Below are 17,962 nucleotides of genomic sequence, written 5' to 3' on the forward strand. Positions count from 1 at the left end.
GGCAGGTCAGCCGGTGAGTTGGTCAGTCACGGGCGGCCGGGGAGCCGGGAGCGCTGCCATGGCTCACCGGCGCGGGGTGTCCGCGAGCGGGGCACGACGTCGTATGCCGGGTCGCGGCGGGGTCACCCGCCGGTGAGGACCTCGTGGGCACCCGCCTCGCGAAGGAGCTCGGGGGCGTGGGTGCTCGGCACGGCCACGACCCGGCCGACGCCGGCGGCGACGGCCGCTCGCACGCCTGCTGGGGCGTCCTCGACCGCGACGCAGCGGGCGGGGTCCACGCCGAGGCGGTGGGCGCCGAGCTGGTAGCAGTCGGGGGAGGGCTTGCCTCGCTCCACGTCGTCGCGGGTGACCACGGCGGCGAAGCGCTCGAGGCCGCCCAGGGCGGCCAGGGCGGGCTCGGCCCACGCGCGGCCGGCCGAGGTGACGAGGGCACAGGGGATGCCGAGCCGGTCGGCCTCGTCGAGCAGGTCGGCCGCACCGGCGAGCGGCTCGGGGGCCAGGTCGGTGGGCAGGGCGGCGACGAGCTCCTCGAAGAGCGCCTGCGGGTCCAGTCCGTCCCAGGGGCCGGGGGTCGTGCGGAAGACGTCGTCGGCACGCCGGCCGGTGAAGATCGCCAGGTCTGCGTCGCTGCAGGGCCACCCCCGGCAGGCGAAGACGCGGCGGTAGCCCTCGCGGTGGATCGGTTCGGAGTCGACGAGGGTCCCGTCGAGGTCGAGGAGGAGGCCCGCGGCCGGGGATCCCGCCACCTCCGGCCGAAGCCCGGTCAGACCGGCCGGCGCGGGTGGCCGACCGTGCGGCCGGGGGTGCGGGCTGTCCTCCTGGGGGGCCCTGCCGGTCAGGCCGTCCACGTGAGCAGGGTCTCCCCGACCGAGACGGCGTCGCCGGCCCGGTCGGCGGGCACCGCTGCGGCGGGCTGGTCCAGGAGGCACACCATCACCATGGCCGAGCGGCCACCCGCGGCGATGCCGGCCGGATCCCAGCGCACGAGCTCCTGCCCGGCGACCACCTCGGCGCCCTCGTCCACGAGGAGCTCGAAGCCGGCCCCGGCCAGCTGGACGGTGTCGATGCCCAGGTGGACCAGGACCGCGAGACCGTCGCCGGCGATGGCGTAGGCGTGCGGGTGCAGCTTGGCGATGCGGCCGGCGATCGGGGCGATCGCGGTCTGCACCTGCGGCGTCGGGTCGACGGCCAGGCCGGGGCCGACCATCTCGGCCGCGAAAACGGGGTCCGGGACCTCGGCGAGGGGGCGGATGGTCCCGGACGCCGGGGAGAGGACCTCCGTCACAGGAGGTCCTCGATGTCCTCGCAGATGTTGTCGGCCTCGGGGCCGACGACGACCTGCACGACCGTGCCGGCGACGATGACGCCGTGGGCCCCGGCGGCCTTGAGGGCGGTCTGGTCGACGGCGGAGGGGTCCTCGACCTGGGTGCGCAGGCGGGTGATGCACGCCTCGATCTCGACGATGTTGGCGGGGCCGCCGAGCCCAGCGATGATCTTCTGTGCCTTATTCACTTTCGACAATCCTTCGGGTCGGTGCCGTCCCCTGAGATGGGACCGGCGCGTCGTTGGCTGGCTGGGCTCCATGGGCATCAGTCTGGGTGATCTTGGCCAGACCGCGTGGGCTATCCGGGTCAAGATCGAGTCGGGCGGCCAGTCGCTCGACCATGAGCTGGGCCGGGACGATGGTGGCGACGGGGGCCAGCGCCTCGGGCAGGGGAGGTGCCGGGACGTGCACCTGGGCGGTCCGGGCCAGCTCCTCGTCGCCTCCGATCGCGACCACCGCGGCGCCCCGATCAGCCAGATCGGTGGCGAGCTCGTGGATGGCCGAGACCATCGGCCCGTCGGCCGCGGCGACGAGGACGGCGACGGTGCCGGGGCGCACGACCGCGATCGGCCCGTGGCGCAGGTCGGCATACGAGTATCCGCGGACCGCCCGCAGGCAGGTCTCCTCGATCTTGAGGGCCGTCTCCAACGCGGTGCCCAGCATCATGCCGCGACCGGTGACCAGGGTGGCGCCGGTCGCCCCGGCGAGGGCGCAGGCGGCCTCGTCGATCTCGGCGGTGCGGCCCAGGGCGTCGTGCACGAGCTCGGGCACGCACCGCAGCTGGGCGTCCAGGGAGGGGCCCTGCGAGGACAGGGCCGTGCCCAGGACCGCCATGGCGATGGTCTGGGTCAGATAGGTCTTGGTGGCTGGGACGGCCACCTCGGGGCCGGCCTGGGTGACCAGGGCGAGGTCGGCGGCCGCGGCGAGGGGAGAGCCCTCGACGTTGGTCACGGCGATCGTGGCCGCCCCGCAGGCGCGCACGCGCTCCTGGACGTCGACGAGCTCGCTGGTCGCCCCCGACTGGGAGACCGAGACCACGAGGGTGTCGGACAGGTCCGGGCGGGCGTCGTAGTGGGTGAAGACGCTGGGCGCCAGCATGGCGGCGGGCAGTCCGGCCCGGGTCTCGAGCAGGTAGCGGCCGTACATCGCGGCGTTGTCGCTGGAGCCGCGGGCGGAGAACAGCACGTGGCGTCGGCCCTGGGCCAGGCGGGCGATCTCGTCCCGCAGCGGCAGCAGCTGCTCCAGGGTGCGGGCCGCGGCCTCCGGGCCCTCGTGGATCTCTCGGAGCATGGTGCTCTGGGACGACGAGATCAGCTCCGGTGTCATGGCTCTCCTTGCGTGCGCGTCGACGGGTCACGAGTGCACAACGTCCTGCAGGGCTCGTTGACAGACCGTCCCCCAGGAGCGGATCATACATGTCCGTACTGGTACGGACCACCCGTGTTGACCAGCGCGAATGATCCTAGCCCGAACGGATGAGAGGGTTGCCCATGGCGACGAGGCGTGTCGCTGCGCGGCTGAGCGAGGGGCCCGTCCCCAAGCATGCCCAGCTGCGCGACGCCCTCGCCCGCGCCGTCCGCTCCGCGGATCCCGGCACCGCCATCGCCTCCGAGCGCGAGCTCATGCAGACCTACGCGGTCAGCCGCGCCACCGTGCGCCGCGCCATCGAGGCCCTCATCGCCGACGGCGTGCTGCACCGCATCCAGGGCAAGGGCACCTTCGTCGCCCACCCTCGCGTGCAGTCCCACCTGCACCTCGCGTCCTTCACCACCGACATGCGCCGCCGCGGCCTGACCCCCACCACGCGGGTGGTCCGCGTCGAGCGCCGGGTCTGTCCGGTCGAGGTCGCCGACGACCTGGGGCTCGCCGAGGGGGAGGCCGCATGGTTCGTCGAGCGGGTGCGGCTGGCCGACGGTCAACCGATGGCCTACGAGCGGGCGTGGTACCCCACCGACCTGCTGCCCGGCCTCGACGATCACGACCTGGCCGGGTCACTGTACGACCTCGTGCACCGGACCTACGGCCTGGTCGTCGACGCCGCCGAGCAGGCCGTCTGGGCCGACCAGGCAGGCGCCGCGGCAACCTACCTCGACCTGTCGGCGACCGCGCCGGTCATGGTGTTCGACCGTCTGTCGCGTGTCGGCGGACGTCCCCTGGAGCGGGTGCGCAGCTGGTATCGCGGCGACCGCTACCAGATCCACATGACCCTCGACCGGAGCATGGCTCCCTGACCGCACCACCGTGCCGGCATACGGGCCGGCGCGCCACGGAAGGACGACACCTCACATGAGCACCAGCACCGCGGCAACGCCGCCACCGGAGCGCAAGGGCCTGGCCACGCTCCAGAAGTTCGGTCGCAGCCTGATGCTGCCCATCGCCGCGCTGCCCGCGGCCGCCATCCTGCTGCGTCTCGGTCAGGACGACATGCTGGGCAAGAAGGGCCTCGGCTGGAACGAGGTGGCCGCGATCTTCGCCGGCGCCGGCGGTGCGCTCTTCGAGCACCTGCCCCTGCTCTTCGCCGTCGGCGTGGCGATCGGCTGGGCCAAGAAGGCCGACGGCTCCACCGCGCTCGCCGCGGTCGTGGGCTACCTCGTCTTCGAGGGCGTCGGCAAGGCGATGTCCCCCTTCGTGCTCACCCAGCCGACCGACCCGACCGCCAAGCCGGCGCTGATCAACTACGGGGTGCTCGGTGGCATCCTCATCGGCCTCATCGCCGGTGCCCTGTGGCAGAAGTTCTATCGCATCTCGTTGCCGCCCTACCTGTCCTTCTTCGGCGGACGCCGGTTCGTGCCCATGGCGACCGCCCTCGCCGCGATCGCCCTCGCCGTCCTCACGGCCTTCATCTACCCGGCCTTCAACTCGGGGCTGACCAGCATCGGTCGGTGGGTCGCCAGCAACGCCGTCCTCGGCGGTTTCGTCTACGGCACGCTCAACCGCCTGCTCATCCCGCTGGGTCTGCACCACATCCTCAACTCGGTGCCGTGGTTCATCCTCGGCGACTACACCGACGCCGCAGGCAAGGTCGTCCACGGAGACATCGCACGGTTCTACGCCGGTGACAAGTCCGCGGGCGCCTTCATGACCGGCTTCTTCCCGGTGATGATGTTCGCCCTGCCCGCCGCCGCCATGGCCATCTGGCACGAGGCCAAGCCCGCCGCTCGCAAGGTCACCGGTGGCGTCATGATCTCCGCCGCCCTCACGGCCTTCTTCACCGGCGTGACCGAGCCGCTCGAGTTCGCCTTCATGTTCGTCGCCTGGCCGCTCTACGTCGTCCACGCGGTCCTCACCGGCGTCTCGCTCGCCCTGTGCAACGCCCTCGGCGCCAAGCTCGGCTTCGGCTTCTCCGCAGGCCTGTTCGACATGGTGTTCAACTGGCGGATCGCCACCCAGCCGATGCTGGTCGTCATCCTCGGTCTGGTGTATGCCGCGATCTACTACGTGCTGTTCCGCTTCGTCATCCGCCGCTGGAACCTCAAGACCCCCGGCCGCGAGGACGAGGGCGAGTCCAGCATGGTCCTCGACGACGACCGGCGATGATCGTCTCCGCCTCCCGCCTCCTCGGGCCCGCCGGCCTCGGCGGGCCCGGGTGGGTCCGGGTGTCGGGCGACCGCGTCGTCGAGGTGGCTCATGCCGCCTCCGCCGACCCGGTCGGCGAGGCTGCCCGCGCCGGACACGGCGCCGGCGAGGAGCACGTCGACCTCGGGGACGCCCTGCTCGCACCCGGATTCGTCGACACCCACTCGCACGGCGGCGGGGGAGCGTCGTTCACCGACGGCACGGCCGCGGCCGCCCGCACCGCCCTCGCCACCCATCGGGCCCACGGCACCACGACGATGGTGGCCAGCCTGGTCACCGACACCGTCGCGCGGCTCGGCGAGCTGCTCGACGTGCTCGCGCCCCTGGTGACGTCCGGCGAGCTGGCCGGCGTGCACCTGGAGGGCCCCTGGCTGAGCCCCTGCCACAAGGGCGCCCACGACCCGGCCCTGCTGCGGGCGCCCACGCGGGCGGACCTGGCGGCGCTGCTGACCCGGCATGCGGGAGTGGTGCAGATGGTCACCCTCGCCCCCGAGCTGGAGGGGGGACTCGACGCCGTCGAGACCTGCGTGGAGCACGGCGCGATCGCGGCCATCGGGCACTCCGACGCCACCGACGCCGTGGCCCGGGCCGCGATCGCGCGGGGCGCCACCGTCGCCACCCACCTGTGCAACGCGATGCGGCCGCTGCACCACCGCGAGCCCGGCATCATCGGGGCCTCGCTGACGTCCGACGCCGTCGCGGTGGAGCTGATCTGCGACGGCGTGCACGTCCACCCCACGGTCGTCGACCTGGTCGCCCGCACCTGCCCGGAGCGGCTCGTGCTGGTCACCGACGCGATGGCGGCGGCGGGTGCGCCGGACGGGCACTACCTGCTCGGACCGCTGGACGTGGACGTCGTCGACGGGGTCGCCCGCCTGCGCGAGGGCGGCGCCATCGCCGGGAGCACCCTGACGCTGGACCGGGCGGTGCGCTTCGCCGTGACCGAGGCCGGGGTCCCCCTGGAGACGGCGTTGCTCGCGGCCACGGCCCACCCGGCCCGCGTCCACGGCCTCGACGACCGGGGGGTGCTCGCGCCCGGTGCGCGCGCCGACCTGGCGGTGCTCGACGCCGACCTGCACGTCACCCGGGTGATGCAGGCCGGCGTCTGGGTCTGAGGACCCCGACCGCCCGGATGTCACGGAGCCTCGCACCCCGTCGTGGGGTGCGAGGCTCCGTGGCGTGAGGGGAAGGTCAGTGGCCGCCGTGGCCCGCGTCCTCCCCGGTCTGCTCGACGTGGTCGGGGACGATCATCGGGCGGGCCTTGGCCCAGCCGAGGAAGACCGCCGAGACGACGAGCAGCGCCAGGCCCACCCAGAGGTTGGCGTTGATGCCGCCGGTCTTGGCGAGCTCCTTGTCGCCGAGCAGGCCCATGAGCGTGAGGATCACGCCGTAGAGCCCGAGCAGCGTGCCGATGAAGCTGCGGATGTCGAAGGCGCCGGCCTTGCGGGGGCCGCGGCCGGAGCGTCCCGGGCGGTGCCCGTCGTGCCCGTCGCGGGCGGAGGTGCTGGTGCTCATGTCTGCCTCCTCAGGCGAAGATCGTGTTGAGGGCGATGACGAGCACCAGCGCGATCGCCGCCAGCGGGACCGGCTTGGCGAGCAGCGGCAGGTGGACCGCCTCCGCGTCGGTGAGGTGCTCCTTGGGCGTCTCGGAGTAGACCAGCCCGACCAGCTGCTCGCGCGGCTTGGGCCTGGTCGCCAGCGAGACCAGGACGCTCAGGGCGATGTCGACGACGAAGGCCGTGGACGCGCACAGGAAGGCGAGCCCCTGGCCCTTGAGCGTGAAGGCCCCGCCGAAGGTCGAGGCGGACCACAGCCCGATCGCGGACAGCGTGCCCGCCACCAGGCCCACCCAGCCGGCCGTCGGGGTCATCCGGCGCCAGAACATGCCGAGGATGAAGGTCGCGAACAGCGGGGCGTTGAAGAACCCGAACAGCGTCTGCAGGTAGTCCATGACGTTGCCGAAGCCACCGGCGATCAGCGCGGTGAAGATCGCGACGACCGTGGCGATCACCGTGGCGATGCGGCCCATGCGCAGGTAGTACGCGTCGTCACGGTCCTTGACGACGTAGGTCTGCCACAGGTCGTAGGAGAAGACGGTGTTGAAGGCGGAGATGTTGGCCGCCATACCGGCCATGAAGGCCGCCAGCAGGCCGGTGATCGCCAGGCCGAGCAGACCGTTGGGCAGGACGTCGCGCATCAGCAGCAGCATCGAGTCGTTGTAGGTGAACTCCCCGGTGCCCCCGGCCTTGACGGCCGCGATCTCCTTGACCAGCACCGCGGCGATCATGCCGGGGATGATCACGATGAAGGGGATGAACATCTTGGGGAAGGCCCCGATGATGGGCGTCTTGCGGGCGGCGGTGATCGAGTTGGAGGCCATGGCGCGCTGGACCTCCACGAAGTTCGTCGTCCAGTAGCCGAAGGACAGTACGAAGCCGAGCCCGAAGACGATGCCGAGGGCCGACAGCACGGGGTTGTCGAAGCCGGACAGCGCCTGGCCGGGCCAGCTCGACAGCTGCTCGGCGCCGCCGGGGCTGTGCGTCACCTTGTCCACCAGGCCGGACCAGCCGCCGACCCGGTGCAGGCCGATGAGGGTCAGGGGCAGCAGGGCCGCGACGATGACGAAGAACTGCAGGACCTCGTTGTAGATCGCCGCGGACAGTCCGCCGAAGGTGATGTAGGACAGCACGATCGCGGCGGCCACCACGAGGGAGACCCACTGCGGCCAGCCGAGGAGGGCCTCGACGATCTTGGCGAGGAGCAGCAGGTTGACGCCGGCGATGAGCAGCTGGGCGGCGGCGAAGGAGATCGCGTTGACCAGGTGGGCGCCCGGTCCGAACCGGCGGAGCATGAACTCCGGCACCGAACGGACCTTGGAGCCGTAGTAGAAGGGCATCATCACCACGCCCAGGAAGAGCATCGCGGGAACGGCGCCGATCCAGAAGTAGTGGAACGTCGGCATGCCCATCTGGGCGCCGGTGGCGCTCATGCCCATGATCTCGACGGCACCGAGGTTGGCCGAGATGAACGCCAGGCCGGTCACCCACGCGGGCAGGGACCGGCCGGAGAGCAGGAAGTCGATCGAGCTCGACACCTGGCGACGCGCAGCGAAGCCGATGCCCAGGACGAAGGTGAAGTAGAGCGCGATGAGCAGGTAGTCGACCCAGGTAGCCGTGATCAGGGTCTCCTTGCCCACCAGCGCCGCGGGAACGAGTACAACCATGGCTGTCCCTACGTCGTCGGAGAGTTGGACCTGTGGACCTTAGACGGTCTGACCACAGGCCCGGACGAGGACCCCCGGCGAGGGCGGCCGTCGTAGCCGAACCGTCATACTTGCCTGGTCATGCCATCGACCCCCGCCGCCGCGCCCACCCTGCCCACCGCCCCCGACGCAGACCACATCCCCCGCGAGATCTGGGTCCTGGTCGCCGCCGCCCTGTTCATCGCGCTCGGCTTCGGTCTGATCGCGCCGGTCCTGCCGGCCTACGCCCGTTCCTTCGACGTCAGCGTCACCGCCGCGTCGGTCGTGGTCAGCTCGTTCGCGCTCATGCGGCTGCTGTGGGCTCCCGTGGGCGGGCGGCTCATCGGCAGCTGGGGCGAGCGGCCCGTCTACCTCGCCGGGCTGCTGGTCGTCGCCCTGTCCACCGGGGCCTGCGCGTTCGCCCAGTCCTACTGGCAGCTGCTCGTCTTCCGGGCTCTGGGGGGCATCGGCTCGACGATGTTCACGGTGTCGGCGGCGGGTCTGGTCGTGCGGCTGGCACCCCCCTGGATGCGCGGCCGGGCCTCGTCGGCCTACGCCTCGGCCTTCCTCGTCGGCAACATCCTCGGACCCGTCGTCGGGGGACTGCTCGCCGGACTCGGCCACCGGATGCCCTTCATGATCTATGCCGTCGCCCTGCTGATCGCGTCCCTCGTCGTCGCGGTCTTCCTCAAGGACGCGGCGCTGCGGCCCGCGCCCGGGTCGACGCCCCTGCCCCTGATGACCTTCCGCGAGGCGGCGGCGCACCCGACCTATCGCGCGATCCTGGCCGCCGGCTTCGCGAACGGGTGGGCGAACTTCGGGGTCCGGGTGGCGCTCCTGCCGCTGCTCGCCGTCACCGTCCTGGGCGTCTCGCCGGGCATCGCCGGCATGGCGCTCGCGGCCTTCGCCGTCGGGAACGCCCTGGCCCTCACCGTGGCGGGGCGGCTGACGGACCGTCGCGGACGCCGCCCGCTCGTGATCGCGGGGCTGGCGGTCAACGGGGTGTTCACGCTGGCCCTGGGGCTGACGCCCTCGCTGTGGCTGCTCTTCGCCGTGTCGGTGGTCGCGGGCATGGGCGCCGGGATGTTCAACCCCGCCCAGCAGGCGGCCGTCGCCGACGTCGTGGGCACCGAGCGGTCCGCGGGCCAGGCCGTGGCGGCCTTCCAGATGGTGCAGGACGCCGGGACCATCGTGGGGCCGGTGCTCGCGGGGGCGATCGTCGACCACGCGGGCTACCCGTGGGCCTTCGGGCTGTCCGGGCTGATCACGCTGCTGGCGATCCTGCCGTGGCTGCGTGCCCCCGAGACCGCGCCGGTCCGGCGTGCCTGACGACGGCAGCGACGCACGAAGGCCACCAGTCAACCGTTGTCGGGCGAGGTCGCACGCAGGCCCGAGATCCGCTCGCGATGGGACGATGGCAGGGTGACCCAGAGCCCTGTCCCCGCGGCCGTCCTGGACCTCGCCCGCGCTGCCCGCCGCGTGACGGTGCTGACCGGCGCGGGGATGAGCGCCGAGTCGGGGGTGCCGACCTTCCGCGACGCGCAGTCCGGGCTGTGGGAGCGCTTCGACCCCGCCGAGCTGGCGACACCGGGCGCCTGGGCGCGCGACGCGGAGCTCGTGTGGGCTTGGTATGCCTGGCGATCCGTGCTGGTGCGGGCCGTCGAGCCCAACGCCGGGCACCGGGCCCTCGCCCGCTAGGCCGAGGGGTCGGACACCGCGGTCGCGATCGTCACCCAGAACGTCGACGACCTGCACGAGCGGGCGGGCAGCGGGGTGCTCGCGCACGTCCACGGCAGCCTCTTCGCACCTCGGTGCGAGTCGTGCTCGCAGTCGGGGGACCTCGGTGAGCTGCCCGCGGCGCCCGTGGTCCGGCTGACGCCCCCGCCATGCCTCTCGTGCGGCGGGCAGATGCGGCCGGGAGTGGTGTGGTTCGGCGAGATGCTGCCCGAGGGGCCGCTGCGTCAGGCCGAGGAAGCCTGTCGCGCAGCCGATCTCGTGCTGGTGGTGGGTACGAGCGGCCTGGTCTGGCCGGCGGCAGGTCTGCCGCTGCTGGCGCGGGACGCCGGTGTGCCGACGGTCGAGATCAACCCTGCGGCCACGGAGCTGAGCGGGCAGGTGGATCAGGTATGGCGCGCCACGGCGGCCGAGGCGCTCCCCGCGCTGGTCGACGCGGTGCTGGGCACGGAGCCCGGCGCTGCGGGGCGGTGATCGCGTCATACCGGCTGGGCCTGGCCGTGACGCGACCTGCTGGTTAGCGTGAGGCATGCCCCCGCACCACGACCACCCTGTCCCTGACGACCTCCCTCCTGCCGAGGAGCGCGTGGCTGCGCGCCGAGGGTGGGTGGAGGCGCTGGCTCGTCGCCTCCCGATCGTGGACCAGCTGCGCGAGGACCGGCAGTGCAACGAAGGACTCACGGCGCCGGGCTTCCAGGCCGTGGCGGCGCACCGGCTCAGCAGGTGGGCCCGGGACGAGGCGGCGGCGCCGGGGTGGGTCCGCCGTCCGGTCGGCGGGGCCGCCGCGGTGGGGCAGTGGGTGGCTCGTGCGGTCTACGGCATCGAGATCCCCGGCTCGGTCGAGCTGGGGCGGCGGGTGACCTTCGCCCACCAGGGTGGCATCGTCCTGCACCACGCGACCGTCGTCGAGGACGGGGTGGTGCTGCGGCAGGGCGTCACCATCGGGCTGCGTGGCGACGAGCGGCAGGACGCCCAGGTGGCCCCGCGGATCGGGGCGGGCGCCTCGCTCGGGGCGGGGGCCGTGATCGTCGGGCCGATCGTCGTGGGGGCGGGCGCCCAGGTCGGGGCCAACGCGGTGGTGACCCGGGACGTGCCGGTCGGCGGACGGGCCTATGCGCCGCGCACCGTGATCGAGGGCCCGCGCACCTGACCTGGCGGGGCGGCCGAGGGGGCACCCGGCGCCACGAGGGTGAGGTGAGGCGCCGCGAGGGGCGCGAGGAGAGGCGAGGGGACGCGCTAGGACCAGACGCCGGAGGAGCCGCGGCGGTGGCTGCCCACGAGGTGGGTGTCGACGACGCCGACGGCCTCCATCAGGGCGAACGCGGTCGTGGGCCCGACGAAGGTGAAACCCTGGCGCTTCAGTGCCTTCGAGAGGGCGACGGACTCCGGTGAGGTGGTGGGGACCTCGGCGTGGGAGCGCGGGGCCGGCGTCACGGCCGGGCGGTGCGACCAGATCAGCTCGGCGAGGCCACCCTCCGCGCGCAGCGCCACCGTGGCCCGGGCGTTGGTGACGGTGGCCTCGATCTTGCGGCGGTTGCGGACGATCCCGGGGTCGGCGAGCAGCCGCTCGACGTCCGACTCGTCATACGCCGCAACCAGATCGGGGTCGAATCCGGCGAACGCTGCCCGGAAGGCCGGACGCTTGCGCAGGATGGTGGCCCAGGACAGCCCGGACTGGAAGGCCTCCAGCGAGAGCCGCTCGAACAGACCCTGCTCGTCGCGGACCGGCATCCCCCACTCGGTGTCGTAGTAGTCGCGCAGCAGCGGGTCCCGCGCGGCCCACGGCGGGCGGGCGAGCCCGTCGTCACCGATGACGAGACCCGTTGTCAGGTCGGTTGTCTCGTCGTTCATCGCGTCTCGCCCTCCAGGTCGAGGAGCCACCGCTTGGCCTGCGCGCCACCACGGTAGGCGCCCGTCGACCCGTCGCTGCGGACGACGCGGTGGCAGGGCACGAGGATCGGCACCGGGTTGGTGGCGCACGCGGTCCCGACGGCGCGGACCGCGCGCGGGCTGCCGCTGGCGGCGGCCACCTGGGCATAGGACTCGACCGCGCCGTAGGGGATCTCGCGCAGGTGCTCCAGCACCGTATGCCGAAAGCCCCTGGCCAGCACCAGGTCCACGGGCTGCTCGAAGCCGGTGCGCCGCCCGGCGAAGTAGTCGTCGAGCTCGCGCGCCACCCCGTCGAGCGACGAACCCGCCTGCAGCACGCGAGGGCCCACGCGGCGGGCGAGGTCGTCGAGCACCGCGTCGTGGTCCTCGACGGCGAAGGCGACCCGGGCGACCCCGGCCCCCGTCGCGGCGACGAGCAGGGCACCCACGGGGGAGTCGACAGTGCGGACGAGCAGGTCGAGCGACCGGGTGGTGCGTGCCTCGGTCGTGAGGCGCTCGCGCAGGCGGTCCGGGTCGGCCCGGTCCACGGGGGGCGCAGCGGCGAGCGTGCGGGTCACGAGTCCTCCTCGGGCAGGGCGGGACGGGTGCGGCTCAGGGCGGCGATCCCGACGCGGTCGAAAGGTCCTGGTGGGGTGGTCATCTCGCCCCGGTCAGAAGAGTCGGCCGGCGTCGCCCGCGGCCGGCTCCTCGTGGGCGAGCAGCCACCGCTTGCGCGCCAGGCCGCCGGCGTAGCCCGTGAGGGAGCCGTCGGCACCGACGACGCGGTGGCACGGGACGACGATCGACAGGGGATTGGCGCCGTTGGCCCTGCCCACGGCCTGGGCGGCTCCGGGCTGCCCGAGCTCCACCGCGAGTGCGCTGTAGGAGCGGGTCTGCCCGTAGGGGATCCCGCGGAGCGCGCGCCATACGCGCTGCCGGAAGGCGTCGCCGGGAGGGGCGAGGGGCAGGTCGAAGTCCTGTCGCTGCCCGGCGAAGTACTCCCCGAGCTGGGCGCCGGCGCGGGCCAGGAGCGGGTCCTCGTCGCGCCGCGGCCCGTGCTCCGCGACGACCGGCGTCCGGCCGTGGTCCTCGACGTAGATCCCGATCAGGGCATCGCCGTCGGCGATCACGGTCAGGGGGCCGACGGGGGAGTCGACCACGGTGTGCCGGCGCATCGGGCTCCTCGGGCTAAGGCTGTCCACACACCGTAGACGCGCCGGCCCGCCCAGGCGCGAGATCTACCGCCGGTGGGACGCCCCGTTCCAGGCGAAGGACACCAGGCGGGCGGTCAGCTCGGCCCGGGACGGACACAGGCCGGGATCGGTGGCCAGCCAGGCGTCCGCGCTCGCCTGCACGGCCCCCACCAACGCGATCGCCCAGGTCCGCGCCACCTCCGGGTCCGGGGCCGAGCCCGCGAGCGCACCCGTCACCAGATCGGCAACCTGGGTGGAGATCCCGCGGACCGGGTCCTCGTCCAAGGAGCCCTCGACCAGCGGGTGCCGCACCACGAAGCGGTAGAGCTCAGGGTCGCGCTCCACCAGCGACAGGTAGGCGTCGACCACCGAGCGCAGCACCTCCTGCGGCGCCTCGTCCCCGCTCAGCGACTCCTCGACGCGGTCCACGATCCGCGAGGCCACCCGCTCGGCGACGGCGCGGTAGAGCCCTGCGCGGTCCTCGAAGTGTCGGTAGAGCACCGTCTTGGAGGTGCCGGCCTGGGCGGCGACGTCGTCCAGGCCCACGCCCGCGCCGTGCGCCCGGATCGCCCGGATCGTCTCGTCCACCAAGGCGATCCGGCGCTCGCGGCGGTGCGTCTCCCAGCGGGCGGAGCGGCCGTCGACCGGCGTCGCTGCCCGTGGCGCGCCCCCCGGCTCGGCAGGGGGCGGGGTGGCACTCGTCATACCGCTGAAAATATCAGGTCCAACCAGTATCGGATACCGATGGTGTCGGTTAGATTGGTCGCAGCGTCACGATCCATCAACGAGGAGCATCCATGACGACCACGCGTCGCGTCGCCATCCTCGGCGGCAACCGCATCCCCTTCGTCCGGTCCAACGGCAAGTACGCCAAGGCGTCCAACCAGGACATGCTGACCGCGGCCCTCGGTGGGCTCGTGGCCCGCTGCGGCCTGGCCGGCGAGCGCATCGGTGAGGTCGCCGCCGGCGCCGTCATCAAGCACTCCCGCGACTACAACCTGGTGCGCGAGTCGGTCCTCGGCTCCCACCTGTCCCCGCAGACCCCGGCCTACGACCTGCAGCAGGCCTGCGGCACCGGCCTGGAGGCCTGCATCCTGGTCGCCAACAAGATCGCCCTCGGCCAAATCGAGTCGGGCATCGCCGGTGGCGTCGACACCACCTCCGACGCCCCGATCGTGGTGACCGAGGGCCTGCGCAAGACCCTCCTCGCGGCGACCCGCGCCAAGACCCCGATGGACCGCGCCAAGGCACTGACCGCCCTGCGCCCGCAGCACCTGCAGCCGGTCCCGCCGTCGACCAGCGAGCCGCGCACCGGCCTGGGCATGGGCGACCACATGGCGATCACCGCCAAGCGCTGGGGCATCACCCGGGAGGCGCAGGACGAGCTGGCCGCCAAGAGCCACCAGAACCTCGCCGCCGCCTACGACCGCGGCTTCTTCGACGACCTGCTGACGCCCTACCTCGGGGTCACCAAGGACGACAACCTGCGCCCCGACTCCTCGGTGGACAAGCTCGCCAAGCTCAAGCCGGTCTTCGGCAAGGGCGAGGACGCCACCATGACCGCGGGCAACTCGACGCCGCTGACCGACGGCGCGTCCGTCGTGCTCCTCGGCTCCGAGGACTGGGCCCGCGAGCACCACCTCGAGCCGCTGGCGTGGTTCGTCGACGGCGAGACCGCGGCCGTCGACTACGTGCACGGCGACGAGGGCCTGCTGATGGCTCCGGTCTATGCCGTCCCGCGGCTCCTGGCCCGCAACGGGCTCACCCTGCAGGACTTCGACTTCTACGAGATCCACGAGGCCTTCGCCGCCACGGTGCTCGCCACGCTCAAGGCCTGGGAGGACGAGGAGTTCTGCCGCGAGCAGCTCGGCCTGGACGCGCCGCTCGGACCGATCGACCGCAGCAGGCTCAACGTCAACGGCTCCTCGCTGGCGGCGGGTCACCCCTTCGCCGCGACCGGCGGGCGCATCGTCGCCAGCCTCGCCAAGATGCTGCACGAGCGCGGCTCCGGTCGTGGCCTGATCTCCATCTGCGCCGCGGGCGGCCAGGGCGTCGTCGCGATCGTGGAGGCCTGAGATGGCTGACCAGTACACCGACTTCGTCAACTCGCCCTTCGGCAGGAATGTCGCCAGGAAGCTCGGCCTGCCCGCCCCCGCGCGGCTGCGTCGGCATACCCCGGGCGACAGCCTGGTCGAGGGTCCCGTCCTCGTCGCCGGCGACGGGCCGTACGGCGAGGGCCTGCGCGTCATGGTCGCCGCCGCCGGGGTCCGGGCCGTCGCCTCGCTCGAGGAGGCGGGTGACGAGCGCCTCGGCGGCCTCGTCCTCGATCTCTCCCCGGTGCGCGAGCCCGCGGAGCTGGCCCGCCTGCGCGAGCTCGGTGCCCCGGCCGTCAAGCGCCTGGCGCCGAACGCCCGGGTGGTCGTCCTCGGCACCGACCACACCGTCCTGACCGACCCGGTCGCCGTGGCCAGCCAGCGGGCGCTCGACGGCTTCGTGCGCTCGCTCGCCAAGGAGCTGCGCGCCGGCGCCACGGCCAACCTGGTCTACGGCCCGCCGCCGGCGGCCGACGCCCAGGGCACCGAGGCGGAGGCCGCGCACCGCAACGTGGGCGAGGCCGTGCGCTTCTTCCTGTCCGGTCGCTCGGCCTTCGTCGACGGTCAGACCGTGCGGGTGGACGCCACCTCCGCCCCGGTCAACCCCTCGGTGGACCGGCCCCTGGAGGGCAAGGTCGCCGTGGTCACCGGCGCCGCCCGCGGCATCGGGGCAGCCATCGCGCGGACCCTGCACCGCGACGGCGCCACCGTGGTCTGCGTCGACGTCCCCGCGGCGGGCGAGCAGCTCGCCGCCGTCGCCTCCGAGGTCCGCGGCACCGCGCTGCAGCTCGACGTCACCGCGCCCGACGCCGGTCGCCGGATCGTGGAGCACGCCCGCGGTCGGCACGGCAGCCTCGACATCGTGGTCCACAACGCCGGCATCACCCGGGACAAGCTCTTCGTCAACATGGACGACGCCCGCTGGGACTCGGTCATGGCGGTCAACCTCGAGTCGATCCTGCGGATCAACGAGGCGCTGCTCGGGGAGGGCGGACTGGCCGACGGCGGCCGGATAGTGTGCCTGTCCTCGCAGTCCGGCTTCGGCGGCAACCGCGGGCAGACCAACTACTCCGCCACCAAGAGCGCGATCATCGGCCTGGTGTCGTCGCTGGCCCCCGGCCTGCGCGACCGCGGGATTACCGTCAACGGCGTCGCCCCCGGCCTGATCGAGACCGAGATGACCGCCGCGATGCCCTTCGCCACCCGCGAGGCGGGCCGTCGCCTCTCGTCGCTGCAGCAGGGCGGCCAGCCGGTCGACGTCGCCGAGACCATCGCCTGGCTCGCGCAGCCCGGCTCGGCGGGCATCACCGGCCAGGTCGTGCGGGTCTGCGGCCAGAACTTCCTGGGGGCCTGATGACCGACCACGCCACCGACGCGGGCGCCGTGGTGCCCGCTCAGGAGCTGGAGCAGGCGCCGTCGCTGGTCGGCTCTCTGCTGCGCGGCGCCCTGACCGCCCGCGGCCGCTCCGGCGGCCTGACCACGCGGCGTCTGGTGCGCCGCGGGGTCGCGGTCGACCGGGCCCACCTCGCCGACTACCAGCGCCTCGTGGGCGCCCCCGTCGGCGACACCCTGCCGCACCTGTATCCCCACCTGCTGGGCTTCCCGCTCGCGGCCAAGCTCATGTCCGACCCGGACTTCCCCCTGCCGATGCCGGGGCTGGTCCACGTGGAGAACACCACGACCCTCCACCGCCGTCTCGACGCGGACGAGACCTTCGACGTGACCGTGTGGGCCGAGGGCAAGCGCCCCCACCCGCGCGGCGAGCTCGTCGACCTGGTCACCCTGGTCGAGGCCGACGGCGAGACGGTGTGGCAGGAGTCCAGCAGCTATCTGCGGCGCGGCCGCATCCACCCGCAGGCCCGGCCCGGCGCGAAGGCTCCCGACATGCCGGACGGGGTCGCGTCCGCCCGCTGGCGGCTGGCCGGTGACCTCGGTCGGCAGTACGCCGGGGTCAGCGGGGACGTCAACCCGATCCACCTGCACCCGTGGACGGCCAAGGCCATGGGCTTCCCGCGTGCCATCGCGCACGGCATGTGGACCGGCGCGCGCACCCTGGCGGCGCTGGGGCCCGCGAGCGAGGGCGCCAGCCGCTCGCACGTGTGGTTCCGCAAGCCGGTGCTCCTGCCCGGATCGGTCGAGCTGGTCACCGACCGGCAGCCCGGCCGGCAGGTCGCCGCGCTGCGTCACGCGTCCAAGCCCGAGCTGACCCACCTGGTGGCACTGCTCGAGCACTGAGCAGTCCCGCCCGCCTTCGGCGGGTGTCGGGTGCGTCAGCCGCCGGATCCCGGTGGCTGACGCACCCGGTCCTGGCCGGGTGGTGGGGCGGCGCACCTCGTCGTGCGCCCGGCTACGCTGACCGACCATGGAGACGCTCGACCACGACGGCGGCCCGGTCGTCACCGTGACCGCGGACCTCGTCGGGTGTATGGCGGAAGCCCTCGACGGGCCCACCCGCCGCAAGGCGCGCATCCTGGAGGCCGGTCTCGTCGTGCTGGCCGTGGTCGCTGCCGTCGTGGTGCTGATCACCCACGGCGGCATCGGGTGGGGCGCCGCCGTGACCCCGCTGGCCCTGGCCGCCGTGCTCTTCCTCGCCGACCTCGGCCGGCGCCGCACCCTGGTCCGCAGCCTGACCCGCCTCGACCGGCTGGCCGTGCGCTACGACGCCGGCGCGCGGGTGGTGCGCTTCCCGCTGACGGGGACCGAGCACCCCCTCGACCGCTTCCGGCGGGTCCGGGTCGTCGGCGACCTGCTCGTGCTGGAGCGCAAGGACAACACCCGCACCCCGGTGCCGGCGGGCGCCATACCGCCGGAGCAGCGTGACGCCCTGGTCGCCGACCTCACCCGCTGACCCACCCACGCCCCTCCCGCCACGTGGTCGTCGCGCGCTCCTCGTGGAGCCACCTCGAGACGGGCGACTCTCGTTCCCGCCACA

19 protein-coding genes and 1 pseudogene are annotated in these 17,962 nt (G+C 73.4%); 10 read left to right on the forward strand and 10 right to left on the reverse strand.

The window, feature by feature from the left end:
• Positions 1 to 122: 122 nt before the first annotated feature.
• The 4 genes from MM438_RS01530 to MM438_RS01545 are packed head-to-tail and all read right to left on the reverse strand — an operon-like array spanning position 123 to position 2,650.
• Positions 123 to 848 (reverse strand): HAD family hydrolase, encoded by a 726-nt coding sequence (locus MM438_RS01530; protein ID WP_241450011.1) that lies wholly within the window; start codon positions 846 to 848, stop codon positions 123 to 125.
• On the reverse strand, positions 836 to 1,285 hold the full coding sequence (locus tag MM438_RS01535; RefSeq protein WP_241450012.1) for a PTS sugar transporter subunit IIA: 450 nt from the start codon (positions 1,283 to 1,285) through the stop codon (positions 836 to 838). Before MM438_RS01535 ends, MM438_RS01530 begins: the two co-directional genes overlap by 13 nt.
• Positions 1,282 to 1,512: a PTS sugar transporter subunit IIB gene (locus MM438_RS01540; protein WP_241450013.1), complete on the reverse strand. Its 231-nt coding sequence runs from the start codon at positions 1,510 to 1,512 to the stop codon at positions 1,282 to 1,284. Before MM438_RS01540 ends, MM438_RS01535 begins: the two co-directional genes overlap by 4 nt.
• Positions 1,505 to 2,650, reverse strand: coding sequence for an SIS domain-containing protein (locus MM438_RS01545; protein WP_241450014.1), 1,146 nt, complete (start codon positions 2,648 to 2,650; stop codon positions 1,505 to 1,507). Before MM438_RS01545 ends, MM438_RS01540 begins: the two co-directional genes overlap by 8 nt.
• Positions 2,651 to 2,814: 164 nt before the next feature.
• On the opposite strand from MM438_RS01545, the gene MM438_RS01550 reads away from it, so the two are divergent.
• From MM438_RS01550 to nagA, 3 genes are read left to right on the forward strand one after another with little or no spacing between them, the layout of a single operon-like run.
• Positions 2,815 to 3,555, forward strand: a complete 741-nt coding sequence (locus MM438_RS01550) for a GntR family transcriptional regulator (RefSeq protein WP_241450015.1) — start codon at positions 2,815 to 2,817, stop codon at positions 3,553 to 3,555.
• Between the two features lie 55 nt (positions 3,556 to 3,610).
• Positions 3,611 to 4,861 carry a PTS transporter subunit EIIC gene (locus MM438_RS01555; protein ID WP_241450016.1) on the forward strand — a complete coding sequence of 417 codons (1,251 nt, stop codon included), beginning with the start codon at positions 3,611 to 3,613 and terminating at the stop codon, positions 4,859 to 4,861.
• A complete protein-coding gene (gene nagA / locus MM438_RS01560) occupies positions 4,858 to 6,015 on the forward strand; it encodes an N-acetylglucosamine-6-phosphate deacetylase (RefSeq protein ID WP_241450017.1) in 1,158 nt (385 codons plus the stop codon). The genes MM438_RS01555 and nagA overlap by 4 nt, the downstream gene beginning before the upstream one ends.
• A gap of 76 nt (positions 6,016 to 6,091) precedes the next feature.
• Here the strand turns inward: nagA and MM438_RS01565 are convergent, their stop codons facing one another.
• Positions 6,092 to 6,415 (reverse strand): hypothetical protein, encoded by a 324-nt coding sequence (locus MM438_RS01565; RefSeq protein ID WP_241450018.1) that lies wholly within the window; start codon positions 6,413 to 6,415, stop codon positions 6,092 to 6,094.
• A 10-nt stretch (positions 6,416 to 6,425) separates the two neighbouring features.
• A complete protein-coding gene (locus MM438_RS01570) occupies positions 6,426 to 8,123 on the reverse strand; it encodes a sodium:solute symporter family protein (RefSeq protein ID WP_241450019.1) in 1,698 nt (565 codons plus the stop codon).
• Positions 8,124 to 8,243: 120 nt separating this feature from the next.
• Here MM438_RS01570 and MM438_RS01575 point away from each other — a divergent pair, with 120 nt between their 5' ends.
• The 3 genes and pseudogenes from MM438_RS01575 to MM438_RS01585 all read left to right on the forward strand — a co-directional run bounded on the left by MM438_RS01575 (position 8,244) and on the right by MM438_RS01585 (position 11,025).
• Positions 8,244 to 9,470, forward strand: a complete 1,227-nt coding sequence (locus MM438_RS01575) for an MFS transporter (RefSeq protein ID WP_241450020.1) — start codon at positions 8,244 to 8,246, stop codon at positions 9,468 to 9,470.
• A 174-nt stretch (positions 9,471 to 9,644) separates the two neighbouring features.
• Positions 9,645 to 10,349: pseudogene (locus tag MM438_RS01580) on the forward strand (SIR2 family NAD-dependent protein deacylase).
• Positions 10,350 to 10,461: 112 nt separating this feature from the next.
• Positions 10,462 to 11,025 carry a serine O-acetyltransferase gene (locus MM438_RS01585; RefSeq protein WP_241450022.1) on the forward strand — a complete coding sequence of 188 codons (564 nt, stop codon included), beginning with the start codon at positions 10,462 to 10,464 and terminating at the stop codon, positions 11,023 to 11,025.
• A gap of 86 nt (positions 11,026 to 11,111) precedes the next feature.
• On the opposite strand, the gene MM438_RS01590 is transcribed toward MM438_RS01585, so the two are convergent.
• From MM438_RS01590 to MM438_RS01605, 4 genes are all read right to left on the reverse strand, one after another.
• Positions 11,112 to 11,726: a DNA-3-methyladenine glycosylase I gene (locus MM438_RS01590; protein WP_241450024.1), complete on the reverse strand. Its 615-nt coding sequence runs from the start codon at positions 11,724 to 11,726 to the stop codon at positions 11,112 to 11,114.
• Positions 11,723 to 12,322 (reverse strand): methylated-DNA--[protein]-cysteine S-methyltransferase, encoded by a 600-nt coding sequence (locus tag MM438_RS01595; protein WP_407568248.1) that lies wholly within the window; start codon positions 12,320 to 12,322, stop codon positions 11,723 to 11,725. Before MM438_RS01595 ends, MM438_RS01590 begins: the two co-directional genes overlap by 4 nt.
• Positions 12,323 to 12,415: 93 nt before the next feature.
• A complete protein-coding gene (locus tag MM438_RS01600; protein WP_241450025.1) occupies positions 12,416 to 12,919 on the reverse strand; it encodes a methylated-DNA--[protein]-cysteine S-methyltransferase in 504 nt (167 codons plus the stop codon).
• A gap of 63 nt (positions 12,920 to 12,982) precedes the next feature.
• A complete protein-coding gene (locus tag MM438_RS01605; RefSeq protein ID WP_241450027.1) occupies positions 12,983 to 13,642 on the reverse strand; it encodes a TetR/AcrR family transcriptional regulator in 660 nt (219 codons plus the stop codon).
• A gap of 92 nt (positions 13,643 to 13,734) precedes the next feature.
• On the opposite strand from MM438_RS01605, the gene MM438_RS01610 reads away from it, so the two are divergent.
• The 4 genes from MM438_RS01610 (at position 13,735) to MM438_RS01625 (ending at position 17,878) form a co-directional block, all read left to right on the forward strand.
• Positions 13,735 to 15,012, forward strand: a complete 1,278-nt coding sequence (locus MM438_RS01610; RefSeq protein ID WP_241450032.1) for an acetyl-CoA C-acetyltransferase — start codon at positions 13,735 to 13,737, stop codon at positions 15,010 to 15,012.
• Between the two features lies 1 nt (position 15,013).
• Positions 15,014 to 16,384, forward strand: a complete 1,371-nt coding sequence (locus MM438_RS01615) for a 3-oxoacyl-ACP reductase (RefSeq protein ID WP_241450041.1) — start codon at positions 15,014 to 15,016, stop codon at positions 16,382 to 16,384.
• Positions 16,384 to 17,265: a MaoC family dehydratase gene (locus tag MM438_RS01620; RefSeq protein ID WP_241450043.1), complete on the forward strand. Its 882-nt coding sequence runs from the start codon at positions 16,384 to 16,386 to the stop codon at positions 17,263 to 17,265. The genes MM438_RS01615 and MM438_RS01620 overlap by 1 nt, the downstream gene beginning before the upstream one ends.
• Before the next feature lie 127 nt (positions 17,266 to 17,392).
• On the forward strand, positions 17,393 to 17,878 hold the full coding sequence (locus tag MM438_RS01625) for a hypothetical protein (protein ID WP_241450044.1): 486 nt from the start codon (positions 17,393 to 17,395) through the stop codon (positions 17,876 to 17,878).
• The last annotated feature ends 84 nt before the right edge of the window (positions 17,879 to 17,962 follow it).

This window comes from Arsenicicoccus dermatophilus (assembly GCF_022568795.1).
GTDB lineage: Bacteria > Actinomycetota > Actinomycetes > Actinomycetales > Dermatophilaceae > Arsenicicoccus > Arsenicicoccus dermatophilus.

What these genes read in the sequence shown, in the direction of transcription:
- MM438_RS01545 (WP_241450014.1), bottom strand. Translation starts at nt 2,650, where the DNA reads ATGACACCGGAGCTGATCTCGTCGTCCCAGAGCACCATGCTCCGAGAG.
- MM438_RS01550 (WP_241450015.1), top strand. Translation starts at nt 2,815, where the DNA reads ATGGCGACGAGGCGTGTCGCTGCGCGGCTGAGCGAGGGGCCCGTCCCC.
- MM438_RS01555 (WP_241450016.1), top strand. Translation starts at nt 3,611, where the DNA reads ATGAGCACCAGCACCGCGGCAACGCCGCCACCGGAGCGCAAGGGCCTG.
- nagA (WP_241450017.1), top strand. Translation starts at nt 4,858, where the DNA reads ATGATCGTCTCCGCCTCCCGCCTCCTCGGGCCCGCCGGCCTCGGCGGG.
- MM438_RS01565 (WP_241450018.1), bottom strand. Translation starts at nt 6,415, where the DNA reads ATGAGCACCAGCACCTCCGCCCGCGACGGGCACGACGGGCACCGCCCG.
- MM438_RS01570 (WP_241450019.1), bottom strand. Translation starts at nt 8,123, where the DNA reads ATGGTTGTACTCGTTCCCGCGGCGCTGGTGGGCAAGGAGACCCTGATC.
- MM438_RS01575 (WP_241450020.1), top strand. Translation starts at nt 8,244, where the DNA reads ATGCCATCGACCCCCGCCGCCGCGCCCACCCTGCCCACCGCCCCCGAC.
- MM438_RS01590 (WP_241450024.1), bottom strand. Translation starts at nt 11,726, where the DNA reads ATGAACGACGAGACAACCGACCTGACAACGGGTCTCGTCATCGGTGAC.
- MM438_RS01600 (WP_241450025.1), bottom strand. Translation starts at nt 12,919, where the DNA reads ATGCGCCGGCACACCGTGGTCGACTCCCCCGTCGGCCCCCTGACCGTG.
- MM438_RS01605 (WP_241450027.1), bottom strand. Translation starts at nt 13,642, where the DNA reads ATGACGAGTGCCACCCCGCCCCCTGCCGAGCCGGGGGGCGCGCCACGG.
- MM438_RS01610 (WP_241450032.1), top strand. Translation starts at nt 13,735, where the DNA reads ATGACGACCACGCGTCGCGTCGCCATCCTCGGCGGCAACCGCATCCCC.
- MM438_RS01615 (WP_241450041.1), top strand. Translation starts at nt 15,014, where the DNA reads ATGGCTGACCAGTACACCGACTTCGTCAACTCGCCCTTCGGCAGGAAT.
- MM438_RS01620 (WP_241450043.1), top strand. Translation starts at nt 16,384, where the DNA reads ATGACCGACCACGCCACCGACGCGGGCGCCGTGGTGCCCGCTCAGGAG.
- MM438_RS01625 (WP_241450044.1), top strand. Translation starts at nt 17,393, where the DNA reads ATGGAGACGCTCGACCACGACGGCGGCCCGGTCGTCACCGTGACCGCG.